Origin of the sequence: Rhodococcus sp. NPDC058521 (assembly GCF_042719695.1) — a bacterium.
GTDB lineage: Bacteria > Actinomycetota > Actinomycetes > Mycobacteriales > Mycobacteriaceae > Rhodococcus_F.
In genome coordinates, this window is sequence record NZ_JBHXNL010000009.1 from 36,183 (window position 1) to 49,937 (window position 13,755).

A 13,755-nucleotide genomic window follows, 5' to 3' on the forward strand; every position below is an offset into this window, starting at 1 on the left:
ATGCCCGAGCACCGACACTCGCCTCGACAGCACCGTCGCCGGTGACGATTCCCGGTAGGTTGCACGCATGGACGGCCCGCCCACTCACATCCATCCACCCAAGGTCGAGGCGTTCGACCTGGTGGAACGCACGAACACTGATCCGAAAGGATTCGTACGTCCGGTCGACCACTATCGAGTCGAGCCGTGGGGTCTATACATGGCGCGGCCGGCCGATCACAGGCAGTTCCACTACCTGGAATCGTGGCTCCTGCCCGACCTCGGCCTGCGCGCCTCGATCTTCCACTATCACCCGTACCATGCCCGTGACCAGGACCATTACGTGGACATCGGAACCTTCACCCGGGGCGACACGCTGTGGACGTCCGAGGACCATTACCTCGATCTCGTCGTTCGCACCGGCCGCGACACCGAGCTGCTGGACGTCGATGAACTACTCGTCGCGAATCAGCAGGGCATTCTCGACGATGTGACGAGCCGGCGCGCCGTCCACACCGCGGTACGCGCCATCGACGGCATCGCAGCCCACGGTCACGACCTCGACGCCTGGCTCGCGTCCGTCGGGATGCCGATCACCTGGCGTTGACGCTCCACCCCCGGCGCTGCGCCCACTCCTGGGCACGGTGGTACGCGGCGTCGAACCACAGGGATTTCGTGTCCACGTACGCACCGATCGCGTCGGCGTAGTCGACATGCTCGGCGGCGGCACTCGCAGCCAGCTTCTTCAGTTCGAGGTACTCCGAACGGGCCTGTTCGTCGGCACGCAGCCAGTCACGGAACAGCAACGCGAACTGCTGACCGGGCCAGCCGTCGACGCGCACGTGAATGTTCACCGGCCGGCCGGGGTCTGCCCCTCCGTGCAGGCGCTTGCGCCACAGTGCCGGATCCGATTCGCCGCCCAGGTATCTCGGTTTCGGATCGTCCGAGGTGATGTGGTCGATACGTGGAAAACCGGCTTCGGCCAACGGGTCCGCCAGTTCGTCAGCGACCGCCAGGTCCGCGACCGTGATCTGAAGATCGACGACGTCCTTGGCCTCGAGTCCTGCAATCGCGGTCGATCCGATGTGGTCGATTCGCACTGCTCGGTGACCACAGACCAGCCGCAAACGGTCGACCAGCCGTGCAGCCTCGGATTCCCACCGCGGGTCGTGCGCGACCAGACGTGGCGGTGTGCGCACCACGTTGCGTTCCCTGATGTTGCGCTCGAACGGCACGAGGCGCTCCGCCCACAGCTGCCGAATCCGTGGCTCGATAGCGCCCGGCTCCCCGCTGTTGTCGAGCCAGATGTCCGCAACCTCCCGGCGCCGGTCGTCCGTGGCCTGAGCCGCGATCCTCGCGCGCGCGTCTGCCTCGGGCATGTCCCGTGAACCGACGAGCCTCCGAACCCGCTCTTCGGCATCCACGTACACCACTGCCACCAAGTTGAACGCCGGCCCCATGTTCCCCTCGACCAGCAAGGGAATGTCCTGCACGACTACAGCATCGGCAGGCGCCTCGGCCAGCTTCTCCGCTGTGCGCCGACCGACGAGTGGATGGACGATCGAGTTCATTGCCGTCCGGGACTCGTCGTCCGCGAATGCCAACGCCGCCAGAGCCGGACGATCCAGAGCGCCCGAGGAATCCAGAATTCCCTCACCGAATCGTTCGACGAGAGCTGTCAATCCCGCACTGCCAGGCTCGACCACCTCGCGGGCGATGAGGTCCGCATCCACGATCACGGCCCCGAGTTCCGACAGCACTTTCGATACGGTGGACTTCCCTGCTCCGATGCCTCCGGTGAGGCCGATTCTCAACACGAGCACCAGTGTCGCATCCCGAGCCGGATCTCGATGCGCCGGTCACATCGGACTCACCGGCCCCAAATACCACTACTGACCAGTTCTGTCGGTTATGTTCGAGGCAACGTACCAAGCTGCACCTTCTCACGAAAGGGAATCGATGCGAGCACACAGCCGACAGACAGGTCGCCACCGCCTCGGAATGGCCGACGGCGTGCATTGCATCGAGTTCCCTCAGGTCGCATTCGCCCTGTCCGAACACCGTCGAACCTGGCTGACGTCCTTGATCAGCCAAGGTCGTCACAGCTTCACCGCGATCCGCAAGCGCACGACCGACATGTCCGCGCACTGGATTCCCGTCACCGCGAACTAGCGCATCCGCTCTTCCGAAACGTCGGCCCATTCGGGTCGGCGTTTTCGTCGTGCAACACAAGGGCAGTGAAGGGGTATTTCGCGCACACGAGAAAGGCCCCGTCACCTCGGTGACGGGGCCTTTCCATACCTGAGCGAGTCAGGCTTTACGTGCTATGCGTTGCCCGACAGCTTCTCGCGAAGTGCGGCAAGCTGTGCGTCGCTCGCGAGCGATCCACCGGCCGACTCCGAAGCGGAGCTGGCTGCGGCGGGAGCGTCTGCGTCTGCAGCGCCCGACTCCGAGGAGTAGCCGGCAGCAGCGGTGGCAGCCTCGGCGGCCTCGTCTGCAGCGGTCTTCTCCATCTGAGCGGTGTGCATCTTGTGACGACGCTCGGCCTCGGCGTAGCGGTTCTCCCACTCTTCACGCTGCTTGTCGAAGCCCTCGAGCCATTCGTTGGTCTCGGGATCGAAGCCCTCGGGGAAGATGTAGTTGCCCTGCTCGTCGTAGCTGTCCGCCATACCGTACTTGGACGGATCGAACTCGGCGTTGTAGTCCTCGTTGGCCTGCTTCAGCGACAGCGAGATGCGACGACGCTCGAGATCGATGTCGATGACCTTGACGAGTGCATCGTCGCCGACACCGACGACCTGGTCCGGAACCTCGACGTGGCGCTCGGCCAGCTCGGAGATGTGGACGAGGCCTTCGATTCCCTCTTCGACGCGAACGAACGCACCGAACGGAACCAGCTTGGTGACCTTGCCGGGCACGATCTGGCCGATGGCGTGCGTGCGGGCGAACTGACGCCACGGATCTTCCTGCGTCGCCTTGAGCGACAGCGAGACACGCTCGCGGTCCAGGTCGACGTCGAGAACCTCGACGGTGACCTCGGTGCCGACCTCGACAACCTCGGACGGGTGGTCGATGTGCTTCCAGGACAGCTCGGAGACGTGCACGAGGCCGTCGACGCCGCCCAGGTCCACGAACGCACCGAAGTTTACGATGGAGGACACGACGCCCTTGCGGACCTGGCCCTTCTGGAGCTGGTGCAGGAACTCGCTGCGAACCTCGGACTGAGTCTGCTCGAGCCACGCGCGGCGCGACAGAACGACGTTGTTGCGGTTCTTGTCGAGCTCGATGATCTTGGCCTCGATCTCCTTGCCGACGTACGGCTGGAGGTCGCGAACGCGACGCATCTCGACGAGCGACGCTGGAAGGAAGCCACGGAGACCGATGTCCAGGATGAGGCCACCCTTGACGACCTCGATGACGGTGCCCTTGACGGCCTCGTCCTTCTCCTTGAGCTCCTCGATGGTGCCCCACGCGCGCTCGTACTGCGCACGCTTCTTCGACAGGATCAGTCGGCCTTCCTTGTCCTCCTTGGTGAGGACGAGAGCTTCGACCTCATCGCCCACGGAGACGACCTCGTTGGGGTCGACGTCGTGCTTGATGGAGAGCTCACGGGAAGGGATGACACCTTCGGTCTTGTAACCGATGTCGAGCAGAACCTCGTCGCGGTCGACCTTGACGATGGTTCCTTCGACGATGTCGCCATCGTTGAAGTACTTGATCGTGGCGTCGATGGCGGCGAGAAAGTCCTCGGCGGAGCCGATGTCGTTGACGGCTACCTGCGGCGAGGTCACGGTGGTGGAGGGCATGTGTTGAGTTGCTCCGGACGGGTTGGGGTCGGTTGATGATGTTCTGTCGGACAAGCAATCCGGCTACGCGATATATTCCCCACAAGTGAGGTGTCACAAACCGGATCGTTACGAGCGCACGAGTGAACTCGCGTGCATCAGGCTACGCGTCCGGGTACTAGCTGGGCAAACCGGTCACGAACGTGGGCAAACCGGTCACGAACGTGGGCAAACCGGTCACGAACGTGGGCAAACCGGTCACGTTCGGCGAAAACCTTGCGAATAGTGTGACAAGCATGTCGGACACGCCTCCACAGCCATCGTCTTCGCCTCCGCCGGACCCGGAAGAACGTCACGCAGCAGCCAACTCGTCCCTGGGCACGAACGGCGCCGGCCGCGCCCGAGTCGACACCGAAACCAGTGAGCGCGCGAGCCGCGCCTGGTGGGACGCCGACGCCGCGGACTATCACCGAACACACGGCGAGTTCCTCGGAGTCGACTCCGACCAGGGCGAGTTCGTGTGGTGTCCGGAAGGTCTCCACGAAGGTGACCACCATCTCCTGGGCGATGTCGCAGGCAAGGACGTCCTCGAGGTCGGTTGCGGGTCCGCTCCGTGCGCCAGGTGGTTGGCGGGTCAGGGCGCTCGCGTGGTCGGTCTCGACATATCGATGCAGATGCTGAGCCGTGGCCTCGATGCCATGCAGTCCGGTTCGACGACGGTGCCGCTGGTGCAAGCCGGAGCCGAGTCCCTCCCCTTCGCCGACGCAAGCTTCGACATCGCATGTTCTGCTTTTGGCGCAGTTCCGTTCGTGGCGGATTCTGCGCGAGTGATGAGGGAAGTCGAGCGGGTGCTGAGACCTGGCGGAATCTGGGCGTTCGCCGTCAATCACCCCATCCGGTGGATCTTCCTGGACGACCCCGGCCCCCGCGGACTGACCGCAACGCTCCCCTATTTCGACAGAACGCCGTACGTGGAAGTCGACGACGACAACGTGCCGACATACGTGGAGCATCACCGGACCATCGGCGACCGGGTGCGGGAGATAGTCGCAGCAGGTCTCGAGGTTCGCGACATCATCGAACCGGAATGGCCGGACTGGCTGGATCGTGAGTGGGGTCAGTGGAGCCCATTGCGCGGCCAGCTCTTTCCAGGGACCGCGATCTTCAGTTGCCGCAAACCCTGACCGTCACAACGTCCCCGACCGTCACAACAGCTTCGAAAGGAATGCCTTCGTCCGGTCGTGCTGTGGGTTGGACAGCAGTTCGCGGGGTTCACCGGATTCCACGACGACACCGCCGTCCATGAACACGAGCTCGTCCGCCACTTCGCGCGCGAATCCCATCTCGTGTGTCACCACGACCATGCTCATGCCGTCCTTCGCGAGCTGCTTCATGACACCGAGCACCTCACCCACGAGTTCCGGGTCGAGTGCCGAGGTGGGTTCGTCGAACAGCATCAGCTTCGGATCCATGGCCAGCGCACGAGCTATCGCCACGCGCTGCTGTTGGCCGCCGGAGAGCTGTGCCGGGTAGGCATCGGCCTTGTCGGTGAGGCCGACCTGGTCGAGCAGGTCGCGTGCACGAGCGATCGCGGCCTTCTTACCGACCTTCTTCACCCGCATCGGCGCCTCGATGACGTTCTCGAGCGCGGTGCGGTGCGGAAACAGGTTGAAGTGCTGAAACACCATTCCGATGTCGCGACGTTGCTTCGCCGCGGCCTTGGGGTGCAATTCGTAGAGCTTGTCCCCCTTCTCGCGGTACCCCACCAGTTCGCCGTCCACGTAGAGACGTCCCGCGTTGACCTGTTCCAGGTGATTGATGCACCGCAGGAACGTGGACTTACCGGAACCGGACGGACCGACGAGACACAGCACCTGGCCCTTCTCGATCTCGAGGGTGATTCCCTTCAGTACCTCGAGTGCCCCGAAGTTCTTGCAGACCCGATCTGCCTTGATCATCGGGGTCATTTCCGCTCCCGTCCCTCTGTATCCGGCGTCGCATCTCGGTCGGCATCGATGTCCACAACCGGTTTACCCTGCGCAGCCGCCAACGCCCGCAGCTGCCGGGCGGTCAGCTTCCTGCTGGCGCCCTTCGAGTAGTAGCGCTCCAGGTAGTACTGCCCGATCATCAAGATGCTCGTGATCACCAGATACCAAGTGGCCGCGACCAACAGGAGCGGGATCGGCTGGAAGTTGGCACCCGAGATGTCCCGTACCCGGCCGTACAGATCGAGGGTGTACGGCACCGCCGCAACGAGGGACGTGGTCTTCAGCATCCCGATCAGCTCGTTGCCCGTCGGCGGGATGATCACCCGCATCGCCTGCGGGAGAACTGTTCGACGCATGGTCTGTGACCAGGTCATGCCGAGAGCAACCGACGCCTCCGTCTGTCCTTCGTTGACGGAGTTGATTCCGGCACGCACGATCTCGGCCATGTAGGCCGCCTCGTTGAGCGCAAGACCGATGACGGCGAACAGGAACGCGGCACTGAGCCCCTGAATCTCGATGTGCACGAATTGATGCACGAACGGAATTCCGAGATCGAGTTGCTTGTAGATGGACGGGAACAGGCCCCAGAACACCAACTGGACATACACCGGAGTGCCCCGGAACACCCAGAGGTAGATCCAGGACGTCGCCTTGAGAACCGGGTTCGGCGACAGCCGCATGACGGCAAGCACGACACCGAGAATCACGGCGATCACCATCGCCAGCACGGTCAGCTGAATCGTCTTCCACACGCCGGCCGCGACCCGCGTGTCCAACAGATAGCTGAAGTAGGTGTCCCACTGGTACGCCTCGTTGGTGGCTGCGCCGTACACGAACAGCGCGAACAACACGAGAACGACGGCAGCTGCGACCCATCGACCGGGCCGCCGGAGGGGAATCGCCTCGATCGGCGCGGGGCCGTCGGGCACCGTCGTCGAACCTTTCTGGAGGTCACTCACGTATCTGCCCTCAACTCGTCGCGCCGTTGATCTGTGACGTCGCGATGACGCCTTCTTCCACGCCCCAGTTCTCGGCGATGGTCTGGTAGGTGCCGTCGTCGATCAAGTGCTGCAACGCTTTCTGCAACACGGAAGCAATCGGTGACCCCTTGGCCACCGGCCACCCGTACGGCGCCGCGTCGAACACCGGCCCGGCAGTTTCGAGACTGCCGTTGCTCCTCTTGATCGCGAATGCGGTCACCGGCGAGTCCGCCGACATCGCATCGACTTTGCCGAGTACCACTGCACTGGCCGCCTCGTCCTGACTGTCGAATTTGACCTTCTGGATCGGCGGCTTCCCGGCCGCCACGCAGGCAGCACTCTTCGCCGGAACCTCTTCGATGTCCTCGATGGTCGTGGTCTGCACGGACACGCTCAACCCGCAGGCATTGTCGGGATCGACCGAATCCCCTGCCGCCTGAGCCCACTGGACCCCGGCATTGAAATACGTCACGAAGTCGACGGACTCCTCGCGTTCCTTCGTATCCGTGAACGAGGACATTCCCAGGTCGTAGGTGTCGGCTTGCACCGCCGGAATGATGCGCTCGAAGTCTGCCTCTCGGTAGTCCGGAGTCACACCCAGAACATCGGCGACGGCATCGATCAGGTCGACGTCGAATCCGATGATCTCTCCGTCCGAATCCTTGAACTCGTTCGGCGCGTACGGCAGGTTCACACCGACGACGAGAGTTCCGGATTCTGCGTTCTTCGCCGGCAACTGTGCTGCGATGGCATCGACCTTGTCCACCGCCACCTCGACCACACCGTCACCGGTCGGCGCACCGATCTCGCTGTTCGTGGTGCACCCCGCCAGCAACACACCCGCACCCACGAATGCGGCGGCAGCACGAGCGCGACGACCCGGGGCGGCAACCTTTCGACAAGGCACTGGTTGTTGTCCTCCATGACGGATCGAGTTCACACCGAAGTTGAGCAGCATCGGAACCCACGGACCCCGAGATGGTCGAACGGTAGGTTACGGCACGGTCAACGGTTCCCGAAGTCGAACACTGCAGCCGGACAGTCACCCGGGTGGGGGCATCAACGTCTCGTCGTACGTGCCAGAACCATTTCGGTGAACTCGCTGGTCGAGGCCAGACCGCCGAGATCTGCGGTGGCCACACCCGATGCGATGGTGCGCTCCACCGCATTCGTGATCCGACGGGCCGCCTCGGCGAACACGTGCGCGTCCCGCTTCTCGGCGATCCAGTCGAGCATCATTGCCGCCGAGAGGAACAGTGCGGTGGGGTTCGCTCGATTGTGACCCGCGATGTCCGGTGCGGCGCCGTGCGCGGCCTGTGCCATCACCCTGGTCTCCGAAGCATTGACCGAAGGAGCAGTGCCCAGCGAACCGGACAACTCCGCGGTCAGGTCGGAGAGGATGTCGCCGAACATGTTCTCGGTCACGATGACGTCGAAGTCGGCTCCGCGTCGTACGAGGAGCGCGGTCATCGCGTCCACGTGCTCGTCGTCGACTCGCACATCGGGATACTGTTCCCCCACTTCCCGGCACACGTCTCGAAACAGCCCGGTCGACATCGACAGCACGTTGGCCTTGTGCACGATTGTTACGTGCTTGTTCCGCGTGCGGGCAAGTGCGAACGCCGAGTGCGCGATTCGCTCGCACGCGCGTCGGGTGACGACGCCCACCGCGATAGCCACGTCGGGGGTCGGCATGAACTCCCCGCTGCCCACGAACATGTTTCGGTCCGCGTACAGACCCTCCGTGTTCTCACGAACCACGACGAGGTCCATCCCCGGAACTGTCGCAGAAACACCTTCGAGCGCACGGGCCGGCCGAATGTTCGCGAACAGATCGAACCTCTTTCGAATCACCCCACCCGGCGTGAGTTGCCCACGAAATTCGTCTGGGTAGGACGCGCTGTCGTGCGGTCCGAGTACCCATCCCTCCAAGCCGTCGAGCGCCTCGAGTGTGCTGTCCGGAATCGGAGTCCCGTCCGTCTCGATGGCGTCTCGGCCGAGCGGCAGTGATACCCACTCGACCGCAGCGCCTGCCGCATTCAGCGCCTCAGCCACCACGTTCTGTGTTGCCGGAACGATCTCGTGCCCGATACCGTCTCCAGCCATCACTCCGAGCCGAATGTTGTTTGCAGTGCTTCCGGTCATGCGACCATCATTACTCACCATGGTCCAGTCGGTGGAACTGCTACTCGACGACGGCGCGACTCGCGCGGTCCGGGCCGACTGGCGTTTGTTGTGGGAAGCCGACATTCCCAGCCTCGCGCGGGTCACCGCCGAGACGAATCGCCCACACATCACCCTCTTCGTCGCGCAGACCATTCCTCCCGAGGTGGACGAGGCACTGCGCCGTGCGATCGGAGCACCGACGATTGCCATTCGATCGGGCGGTCACGTGATCTTCGGCGGCGCCAACCTGACGCTAGCGAGCTCCGTGGTACCGAGTCTGGCCCTGTTGAACCTGCACCGACAGGTGTGGGACACGGCTCACAAGGTCGCACCCACCACACTCGAGGTTCCACGCCACATCGCCCCGGGGAAGTGGACGCCCCACATCACCCTCAGTCGCCGACTGCCCGCACACCGACTCGGGGAAGCGGTGCATCTGCTCGCACAATCCGGCACTGCTCGCAACGAAGACGTCACCTGGCGTGGGGCCGCTCTACGCAGGTGGGATGGGGATACCAAGCGGGAATGGACGCTGACCGAGCCGTGCTGACTCCGATCGTGATGGCGGTTTTCACCCAGTGAGCCACCTTTCTGCCATGATCGAAGTGTGCTGAAGAAGGTCGTCGTTCCCCTCGTTCCGCTCGTGGAGGCGTTCGAACTGGGGGTCGCCTGCGAGGTGTTCGGCTCGGACAGGTCGCCGTTCGGGCTGCCCGGTTACGATTTCTCACTGATCGCGGCAACGAATCTGCCCGTCCGAACCCTATTCGGCTACGACATCGAAGTCCCGTACGACCTCGATCGAATCGACGATGCAGACCTCGTCCTGATCCCGGCCGGTGCCACACAAACCACGGAGACCGGAACATTTCTGTGCGGGACCACCGACAACACGATCCTCGCCCCGCTCGGCGAGAAGCTTCGCGCCGCGGTGGATCGCGGCGCGCGCGTCGCCAGCCTCTGCACAGGCGCCTTCATCCTCGGCGCGGCAGGAGTGCTCGACGGACGCTCGTGCACGACGCACTGGAAGCACGCCGACCGATTGGCTGCCCAGTACCCCGATGCCGTTGTCGACCCGGACGTGCTCTACGTCGACGACGATCCGGTCTACACCAGTGCCGGTACCGCCGCGGGCATCGACCTGTGTCTGCACATCATCCGAAAGGAACACGGAAGCGCCGTCGCCAATCAGATCGCACGAAGCATGGTGGTACCGCCCCATCGCGACGGCGGCCAGGCCCAATACGTGCAGACCCCCCTACCCGAAACCGCCATCGCAACGCTCGGCCCCCTCCTCGACTGGATGACGAGCAATCTGACCGAAGACCTCACCGTGCCCGCGTTGGCAGCGAAAGCGAACATGTCCCCGCGCACGTTCGCGCGGCGATTCCAGGCCGAGACGGGCACGACTCCCGCGAGGTGGCTCAACGACCAGCGGGTCCTCGGTGCACAGCACCTGCTCGAGAATTCCGACCTCTCCATCGACGCGGTGGCCGACCGCGTGGGATTCGGGAGCGCTGCGGTCCTGCGGCAGCACTTTCTCCGGATTCGCCACACCACTCCACACGCGTACCGTCGCACCTTCCGGACCACCGTGACCGCCGACTGAGTTCCCCGAGCCTGAGTCGATAGGTTGGTCGGGAAGAATCGGACACCGCGAAGCGTTGACACGAGCAACGTGCCCAACGACGAAAGGACCCTCGTGGCCATTCAGACTCTGACACAGCAGAACTTCGACGAGGTCGTGACCAGCAGTGACGTGGTTCTCGTCGACTTCTGGGCGTCGTGGTGCGGACCCTGCCGTAGCTTCGCCCCGACGTTCGAGGCCTCCGCCGAGCAGCACCCCGATGTCGTTCACGGCAAGGTCGACACCGAAGCCGAGCAGGGCATCGCCGCAGCGGCGAACATTCGCTCGATCCCGACGATCATGGCGTTCCGTGAGGGAGTGTTGGTCTTCAACCAGGCCGGCGCACTTCCGCCCGCAGCTCTCGAGGACCTCGTGACTCAGGTGAAGGAACTCGACATGGACGAGGTGCGCAAGCAGATCGCGGAGCAGGCTCCGGCAGCGGAGTGATCCCAGGCTGAGCAGTCCCGGACGGAGACGCCGCACCTAGTGGGCGGCGGCGTCCCAACTGCGTCCGGCACCCACGGACACCTCCAACGGCACCGACAGCTCGATCGCCGACGCCATCTTGTCCCGCACCAGTGCTTCGACCTGCTCACGTTCGTCCGAGGACACTTCGAGTACGAGTTCGTCGTGTACCTGCAGCAACATGCGCGAACGCAGATCCGCCTCGGTCAGCGCCTTCCGGACTTCGATCATCGCCACCTTGATGATGTCGGCGGCGGTGCCCTGGATGGGCGCGTTCAGTGCTGCGCGCTCCGCGACCTCACGGCGCTGACGGTTGTCGCTGTTGAGATCCGGAAGGTAGCGGCGACGGCCGTACAGCGTCGAGGTGTATCCGTCCTTACGAGCCTGCTCCACCACCTCACGCAGGTAGTCCCGCACTCCGCCGAAGCGTGAGAAGTAGGCCTCCATCTGCTCTTTCGCCTCGTCTGTGGAGATCTTGAGCTGCGCGGCGAGTCCGTAGGCGCTCAGGCCGTATGCCAGCCCGTACGACATCGCCTTGACTCGACGGCGCAGTTCGGGGGTGACCTCCTCGATCGGAACGCCGAACGCTCGCGCACCGACGAAACTGTGCAGGTCCTCACCGGTGTTGAACGCCTCGATCAGCCCTTCGTCACCCGAGACGTGCGCCATGATCCGCATCTCGATCTGGCTGTAGTCCGCAGTGATCAAGGTGTCGAAATCGCTGCCGACCACGAATCCGTCGCGGATCTGCCGGCCGGCATCGGTGCGAACCGGAATGTTCTGCAGGTTCGGCTCGGTGGACGACAGTCGACCGGTGGCTGCGACGGTCTGGTTGAACGTCGTGTGGATTCGGCCGTCGTCGTCCACAGTCTTGAGCAAACCGTCGACCGTCACCTTCAGACGAGTGGCATCGCGGTGGGCAAGCAGATGCTCGAGGAAAGGGTGCGACGTCTTCTCGAACAAACCCTGGAGTGCGTCTGCGTCCGTGGTGTAACCGGTCTTGGTCTTCTTGGTCTTCGGCATCTCCAGTTCGTCGAAGAGCACGACCTGAAGTTGTTTCGGCGAGCCCAGATTGATCTGCTTGCCGATCACGTCGTACGCCGAATCCGCTGCCGTCGAGACCTGTCCGGCGAAACGACTCTGCAGATCCTGCAGATGTTCGGTGTCGACCGCGATACCGGTGGCCTCCAGCTCCGCCAGCACCGACAGCAATGGAAGTTCCATGTCGGTCAGCAGCGATACCGATTCGATGTTCTCGAGTTCCGTGTCGAGTGCCGCAGCAAGGTCCACTACCGCTCGGGCGCTGAGGATTTCGGCCTCGGCTGCAGCTGCATCGACCTGATCCACATCGTCGAGCAGCGACAGCTGAGCGTCTCCGGAATCCTCGACTCGGAGTTCACGCTTGAGGTACCGCAGCGACAGATCGTCCAGGTTGAACGAGCGTTGTCCCGGTCGCACGAGGTATGCGGCGAGCGCGGTGTCGCTGGTGTGCCCTCCGAGCACCCAGCCACGTCCACGCAGGGCGTGCATCGCCCACTTGGCTTCGTGCAGGGCCTTGGGCTGGGCCGCGTCCGCAAGCCACTCCCCCAACGCCTTCTCGTCTTCGGGTGTCAGGGTGGCGGTCGACACGTAACCGCCTTCGCCGTCGGATGCCGCGATGGCGACGGCACTGACGTCACCGCCGTACGGCTTGCGAGTGCCGACCACGGAAAGGCCGTGTCGCTCACCGGTCGACGCATGCTTCGACAACCAGTCGGCGAGCTCTCCCGGTTCGACGACGCCACCACGAACCTCGAAACCCTCCTCGGCTTCCGGCTCTGCCGATTCGAGGGTGGCGAACAGGCGATCACGCAGGACCTTGAACTCGAGATCGTCGAACAGTGCGTGGATTGCCTCTCGATCCCAGGGCGCGAGTGCGAGCTGATCGGGCGTGTAGTCCAGCGTCAGGTCACGAACCATCTCGGTGAGCTCGCGGTTGAGCAGAACGTTTGCCACGTTCTCTCGCAGTGCATCGCCGACCTTGCCCCGAACCTTGTCGATGTTGTCGACGAGGCCGGCGAGATCGCCGTACTCCCTGATCCACTTCGTTGCCGTCTTCTCACCCACACCTGGGATTCCGGGCAGGTTGTCGCTCGGATCGCCGCGCAGCGCAGCGAAATCCGGGTACTGCCCCGGGGTGAGGCCGTACTTCTCCTCGACCGCTGCCGGAGTGAACCTCGTGAGCTCCGATACACCTCGCTTCGGGTACAGCACCGTCACGTCCTCGGTGACCAACTGGAGCGAGTCGCGGTCACCGGTGACCACCAGAACCCGGTATCCGAGGGCCTGCGCCTGGGTGGTGAGAGTGGCGATGATGTCGTCCGCCTCGAAACCCTCGACGGCCATGACGGGAATACCCATGGCCCCCAACACATCCTTGGTGATGTCCACCTGGCCCCTGAACTCGTCGGGAGCTTTGCTTCGGTTGGCCTTGTACTCGGGGAACTTGTCCGCACGAAACGTCTGTCGCGACACGTCGAACGCGGCGGCGAGGTGTGTCGGCTTCTCGTCTCGAAGCAGGTTGATCAGCATCGATGTGAAGCCGTACACCGCGTTGGTGGCCTGGCCGGTGTTGGTCTTGAAGTTCTCCGCGGGCAACGCGTAGAAGGCACGAAACGCCAGTGAATGCCCGTCGAGGAGCATCAGCGTGGGGTGCTCGTCTTCCGAACCCGAGGTTCCAGAGACGGTGGACGAAGGTGTCGTTGCGGGGCTCACGGTTGCCCAGTCTA

At 63.8% G+C, this 13,755-nt stretch carries 13 protein-coding genes; 6 read left to right on the top strand and 7 right to left on the bottom strand.

Annotated features, from left to right (window positions below):
- The first annotated feature begins 67 nt into the window (after nucleotides 1-67).
- Nucleotides 68-586, top strand: a complete 519-nt coding sequence (locus ACFWO3_RS15000) for a DUF402 domain-containing protein (protein ID WP_378578894.1) — start codon at nucleotides 68-70, stop codon at nucleotides 584-586.
- Here the strand turns inward: ACFWO3_RS15000 and coaE are convergent.
- Nucleotides 573-1,796 carry a dephospho-CoA kinase gene (gene coaE / locus ACFWO3_RS15005; protein WP_378578896.1) on the bottom strand — a complete coding sequence of 408 codons (1,224 nt, stop codon included), beginning with the start codon at nucleotides 1,794-1,796 and terminating at the stop codon, nucleotides 573-575. The genes ACFWO3_RS15000 and coaE overlap by 14 nt on opposite strands.
- 142 nt (nucleotides 1,797-1,938) lie before the next feature.
- On the opposite strand from coaE, the gene ACFWO3_RS15010 reads away from it, so the two are divergent.
- On the top strand, nucleotides 1,939-2,151 hold the full coding sequence (locus ACFWO3_RS15010; RefSeq protein ID WP_378578898.1) for a hypothetical protein: 213 nt from the start codon (nucleotides 1,939-1,941) through the stop codon (nucleotides 2,149-2,151).
- A gap of 152 nt (nucleotides 2,152-2,303) precedes the next feature.
- Here the strand turns inward: ACFWO3_RS15010 and rpsA are convergent, their stop codons facing one another.
- Nucleotides 2,304-3,785, bottom strand: a complete 1,482-nt coding sequence (rpsA, locus tag ACFWO3_RS15015) for a 30S ribosomal protein S1 (protein WP_378578900.1) — start codon at nucleotides 3,783-3,785, stop codon at nucleotides 2,304-2,306.
- Between the two features lie 275 nt (nucleotides 3,786-4,060).
- Between rpsA and ACFWO3_RS15020 the strand changes: the two genes are divergently transcribed.
- Nucleotides 4,061-4,948, top strand: coding sequence for a class I SAM-dependent methyltransferase (locus ACFWO3_RS15020; protein ID WP_378578902.1), 888 nt, complete (start codon nucleotides 4,061-4,063; stop codon nucleotides 4,946-4,948).
- Nucleotides 4,949-4,969: 21 nt separating this feature from the next.
- Here ACFWO3_RS15020 and ACFWO3_RS15025 read toward each other — a convergent pair whose 3' ends face one another.
- The 4 genes from ACFWO3_RS15025 to ACFWO3_RS15040 all read right to left on the bottom strand — a co-directional run bounded on the left by ACFWO3_RS15025 (nucleotide 4,970) and on the right by ACFWO3_RS15040 (nucleotide 8,877).
- A complete protein-coding gene (locus tag ACFWO3_RS15025) occupies nucleotides 4,970-5,731 on the bottom strand; it encodes an amino acid ABC transporter ATP-binding protein (protein ID WP_378578906.1) in 762 nt (253 codons plus the stop codon).
- Nucleotides 5,728-6,681 (bottom strand): amino acid ABC transporter permease, encoded by a 954-nt coding sequence (locus ACFWO3_RS15030; RefSeq protein ID WP_378578910.1) that lies wholly within the window; start codon nucleotides 6,679-6,681, stop codon nucleotides 5,728-5,730. The genes ACFWO3_RS15025 and ACFWO3_RS15030 overlap by 4 nt, the downstream gene beginning before the upstream one ends.
- Before the next feature lie 40 nt (nucleotides 6,682-6,721).
- On the bottom strand, nucleotides 6,722-7,690 hold the full coding sequence (locus ACFWO3_RS15035; protein WP_378578913.1) for an ABC transporter substrate-binding protein: 969 nt from the start codon (nucleotides 7,688-7,690) through the stop codon (nucleotides 6,722-6,724).
- A 101-nt stretch (nucleotides 7,691-7,791) separates the two neighbouring features.
- On the bottom strand, nucleotides 7,792-8,877 hold the full coding sequence (locus ACFWO3_RS15040; protein WP_378578917.1) for an isocitrate/isopropylmalate dehydrogenase family protein: 1,086 nt from the start codon (nucleotides 8,875-8,877) through the stop codon (nucleotides 7,792-7,794).
- Between the two features lie 19 nt (nucleotides 8,878-8,896).
- Between ACFWO3_RS15040 and ACFWO3_RS15045 the strand changes: the two genes are divergently transcribed.
- From ACFWO3_RS15045 to trxA, 3 genes are all read left to right on the top strand, one after another.
- Entirely contained in the window at nucleotides 8,897-9,448 is a 552-nt protein-coding gene (locus ACFWO3_RS15045; RefSeq protein WP_378578921.1) for a 2'-5' RNA ligase family protein, read from the top strand.
- Between the two features lie 57 nt (nucleotides 9,449-9,505).
- Nucleotides 9,506-10,504 (top strand): helix-turn-helix domain-containing protein, encoded by a 999-nt coding sequence (locus tag ACFWO3_RS15050; protein WP_378578925.1) that lies wholly within the window; start codon nucleotides 9,506-9,508, stop codon nucleotides 10,502-10,504.
- 93 nt (nucleotides 10,505-10,597) lie between these two features.
- Nucleotides 10,598-10,969: a thioredoxin gene (gene trxA / locus ACFWO3_RS15055; RefSeq protein ID WP_378578930.1), complete on the top strand. Its 372-nt coding sequence runs from the start codon at nucleotides 10,598-10,600 to the stop codon at nucleotides 10,967-10,969.
- Nucleotides 10,970-11,005: 36 nt separating this feature from the next.
- Here the strand turns inward: trxA and polA are convergent, their stop codons facing one another.
- On the bottom strand, nucleotides 11,006-13,741 hold the full coding sequence (gene polA / locus ACFWO3_RS15060; protein ID WP_378578936.1) for a DNA polymerase I: 2,736 nt from the start codon (nucleotides 13,739-13,741) through the stop codon (nucleotides 11,006-11,008).
- Between the last annotated feature and the right edge of the window lie 14 nt (nucleotides 13,742-13,755).